This window comes from Streptomyces sp. (assembly GCF_031178505.1).
GTDB classification, from domain to species: Bacteria; Actinomycetota; Actinomycetes; order Streptomycetales; family Streptomycetaceae; genus Streptomyces; species Streptomyces gulbargensis.
This window is the reverse complement of record NZ_JAPSIW010000663.1, coordinates 1-3973: the sequence shown is the minus strand read 5'-3', so window position 1 is coordinate 3973 and position 3973 is coordinate 1. Positions and strand designations below refer to the sequence as shown.

General features: G+C 72.1%; 3 protein-coding genes. 2 read left to right on the top strand and 1 reads right to left on the bottom strand.

All coding sequences use genetic code 11. The annotated features are described in order from the left end of the window. Together RIF68_RS30050 and pyk are read left to right on the top strand one after the other, a co-directional pair. Positions 1-1205, top strand: a 1205-nt coding sequence (locus tag RIF68_RS30050; RefSeq protein WP_309054433.1) for an acetate kinase, incomplete at its 5' end; no start/stop codon positions are given. Between the two features lie 88 nt (positions 1206-1293). Then, positions 1294-2724, top strand: coding sequence for a pyruvate kinase (gene pyk / locus RIF68_RS30045; protein WP_309054432.1), 1431 nt, complete (start codon positions 1294-1296; stop codon positions 2722-2724). Between the two features lie 90 nt (positions 2725-2814). On the opposite strand, the gene RIF68_RS30040 is transcribed toward pyk, so the two are convergent. Continuing rightward, on the bottom strand, positions 2815-3810 hold the full coding sequence (locus RIF68_RS30040; RefSeq protein WP_309054431.1) for a hypothetical protein: 996 nt from the start codon (positions 3808-3810) through the stop codon (positions 2815-2817). Positions 3811-3973: the final 163 nt, after the last annotated feature.

The window sequence follows — 3973 nt, the reverse complement described above, 5'->3', positions numbered from 1 at the left end:
CCTCCCGGGTCCTCGTCCTCAACTCCGGCTCCTCGTCGGTGAAGTACCAGCTGCTCGACATGGAGGACGGCGCGCGGCTCGCGGCCGGCCTGGTGGAGCGCATCGGCGAGGAGACCTCGCGGCTCGCGCACACCCCGCTGCGGGAGGGGGGCGAGCGGCGTGAGCGGACCGGTCCGATCGCCGACCACGCGGCGGCGCTGAAGGCGGTCGCCGAGGAGCTGGCGGCGGACGGGCTCGGCCTGGACTCCCCCGAGCTGGCGGCGATCGGCCACCGGGTGGTGCACGGCGGGCTGCGGTTCACCGAGCCGACGGTCATCGACGACGCGGTGCTCGCGGAGATCGAGCGCCTGGTGCCGGTGGCGCCGCTGCACAACCCGGCGAACCTGGTCGGCATCCGTACGGCGAGGGACCTGCGCCCCGACCTGCCGCAGGTGGCGGTCTTCGACACCGCCTTCCACACGACGATGCCGGAGTCGGCGGCGCGGTACGCGATCGACGTCGAGACGGCGGACGCGCACCGCATCCGGCGGTACGGCTTCCACGGCACCTCGCACGCGTACGTCTCGCGGGAGACGGCCCGCCTGCTCGGCAAGGCGCCGGAGGAGGTGAACGTGATCGTGCTGCACCTGGGCAACGGCGCGTCCGCGTCCGCCGTGCGCGGCGGCCGGTGCGTCGACACCTCCATGGGCCTGACCCCGCTGGAGGGCCTGGTCATGGGGACCCGCTCGGGCGACATCGACCCGGCGGTCACCTTCCACCTGAAGCGGGTGGCCGGCATGTCCGAGGACGAGGTCGACGTCCTCCTCAACAAGCGGTCCGGGCTGCTCGGCCTCTGCGGCGACAACGACATGCGGGAGATCCGCCGGCGGGTCGAGGAGGGCGACGAGCGGGCGGCGCTCGCGTTCGACATCTACATCCACCGCCTGAAGAAGTACATCGGCGCGTACTACGCGGTGCTCGGCCGGGTGGACGCGGTGGTGTTCACGGCGGGGGTCGGCGAGAACGCGGCCGCGGTACGGGAGGCTGCCGTCGCGGGCCTGGAGGAGCTGGGGCTCGCGGTGGACGCGGACCTCAACGCCGTGCGCTCCGGCGGGGCGCGGATCATCTCGCCGGAGTACGCGCGGGTGGCGGTCGCCGTGGTGCCGACGGACGAGGAGCTGGAGATCGCCCGGCAGACCTTCGCTCTGGTGGCGCCCGCGCCGTAGAAGTGAACGCCTGAGCGGGACCGCGCCCATTTGTACTTTCCGCCAGTCGGAATATTCCGCAGTGAAACAAACCGATAGGATCCGCCTCATGCGCCGTTCCAAAATCGTCTGCACGCTGGGCCCCGCCGTCGACTCGTATGAGCAGCTGAAGGCTCTCATCGAGGCCGGCATGAACGTGGCCCGCTTCAACATGAGCCACGGAACCCAGGCAGAGCACCAGGAGCGGTACGACCGCCTCCGCAGGGCGGTGGCCGACACCGGCCGCGCCGTCGGTGTGCTCGCCGACCTCCAGGGCCCCAAGATCCGTCTGGAGACCTTCGCGGAGGGTCCGGTCGAGCTGGTGCGCGGTGACGAGTTCACCATCACCACCGAGGACGTCCCGGGCGACAAGTCCATCTGCGGCACCACCTACAAGGGCCTGCCCGGGGACGTCTCCAAGGGCGACCAGGTCCTGATCAACGACGGCAACGTCGAACTGCGGGTCGTCGAGGTCGAGGGCCCCCGGGTCAAGACGATCGTGGTCGAGGGCGGTGTCATCTCCGACCACAAGGGCATCAACCTGCCCGGCGCGGCGGTCAACGTCCCGGCCCTCTCCGAGAAGGACGTCGAGGACCTCCGTTTCGCGCTGCGCATGGGCTGCGACATGGTCGCGCTCTCCTTCGTCCGCAACGCCGACGACGTCAAGGACGTCCACAAGGTGATGGACGAGGAGGGCCGCCGGGTCCCCGTCATCGCCAAGGTGGAGAAGCCGCAGGCCGTCGAGAACATGGCGGACGTCGTCGCCGCCTTCGACGCGGTCATGGTGGCCCGTGGCGACCTCGCCGTGGAGTACCCGCTGGAGCGCGTCCCGATGGTGCAGAAGCGCCTGGTCGAGATGTGCCGCCGCAACGCCAAGCCGGTCATCGTCGCCACCCAGATGATGGAGTCGATGATCACCAACTCGCGGCCGACCCGCGCCGAGGCGAGCGACGTCGCCAACGCGATCCTGGACGGCGCGGACGCGGTCATGCTCTCGGCCGAGTCCTCGGTCGGCGCGTACCCGATCGAGACCGTCAAGACGATGTCGAAGATCGTCACGGCGGCCGAGGAGGAGCTGCTCTCCAAGGGCCTCCAGCCCCTGGTCCCCGGCAAGAAGCCCCGCACCCAGGGCGGCTCCGTCGCCCGCGCGGCCTGCGAGATCGCGGACTTCCTGGACGGCAAGGCCCTCGTCGCCTTCACCAAGTCCGGTGACACGGCCCGCCGCCTGTCCCGCTACCGCGCCTCCCAGCCGATCCTCGCCTTCACGACGGACGAGTCGACCCGCAACCAGCTCACCCTGAGCTGGGGCGTCGAGTCCTTCCTCGCCCCCTTCGTGGAGACCACCGACGCGATGGTCGACCTCGTCGACGCCGAGCTCCTGAAGCTCCAGCGCTACAACGAGGGCGACCTGATGGTCATCACCGCCGGCTCCCCGCCCGGCGTCCCGGGCACCACCAACATGGTCCGCGTCCACCACCTGGGCGGCGGCGAGCGCGACTGACGCCCGCGAGGCCGGACAGCGGTGGGCCGCACCCCTTCGCGGGGGGTGCGGCCCACCGGCGTTTCCGGCTCGATCGGCGTCGTACGGAGATCAGTCGGGCTCGATCGTGTTGTGCAGGCCCTTGATCGCGAGGGTGCCGCCGAACTGGCCCGCCTGGATGACCGTCACGTCGGTGAACATCGCGTACGAGACGTCCAGCGGGGGCGGGGTCTGAGGGCTGAAGGTGACCGGGAAGATGCCGAAGAGGTTTCCCTTCAGCTCCTCGGTGTACATGGTCACCGTGCCCCCGGTGATGGTCGAGTCCGAGTCCCGCTCCGAGCGGACATGGCCGGTGAAGCCCGGCGAATGGACCGTCAGCTGGTGCAGGTCCCTGATCACGACGCCGTTGCTCGCGGTGAACTTCAGCGCCTTCTTGATCTTGCCGCTGCCGGTCTTCACCTCCACGATGCCGTGGTACTTGAGGCCCTTGAGGGTGAGCTTGGTGCTCTCCAGGCGCCAGGGGTCGTCCGGGAGCAGCGGGATCCCCGGCTCCAGTTCGGCCGCGGCGAGCGCCTCCGGGTCCGGCACGGGGCACGGGAACCGGGGCTTGGCGCCCTCGGGGATGTCCTCGTCCTTCCTGGGGTCGAGGCCCTTGGCGCTCTCCGGGAGCTCCTGGACGGTGGCGCCCGCCTCCCTGGCCGCCTTCTCGATGCCGTCCCTGACCGCGTCGGCCGCCGGGTCGGCGGTCCGCGTCGGCCGGGGAGCGGTCGTGGCGGGAGCGGTGGCCGCGGGAGCCGTCGTGGCCGGGGCGTCGGGTTCGACGACCGGCCGCACGGCGGGCGGAGCGGTCGGCGCCGGGGCCGTGGTCGTCGGCGCCGCCGGGGCGGTGGCCGTCGGCGCCGCCGGGGCGGTGGCCGTCGGCCCGGTCCCCGGGCCGTCGAGAAGGTCCTTCAAGGCGTCGCCCACGCCCAGCGGGTCGAGCGGGTCGACCGACTTCGTCGGCGTCGGGGTCGGAGTCGGGGTGGGCGTGGCGGCCGGGGTCGGCGTGGCGGTGGGCGCGGGGGCCGTCGTGGCGGGTGCCCGCTCCCCCGCCCCCTGCGGCGTCACCGGTCCGGTCCGCGTCGGGAACGGGGTGACGGAGGGTGCCGTCGTCGGCTCGGCGGACGGGGTCGCCGTCGCCGTCGCCGTGGGCCCGGTCGTCGGGGTGGCGGTCGGCGAGGGCCGCGTGCTCTCCGTCGGCTTGGCCGACGGCGTGGCGGTCGTTCCCTCG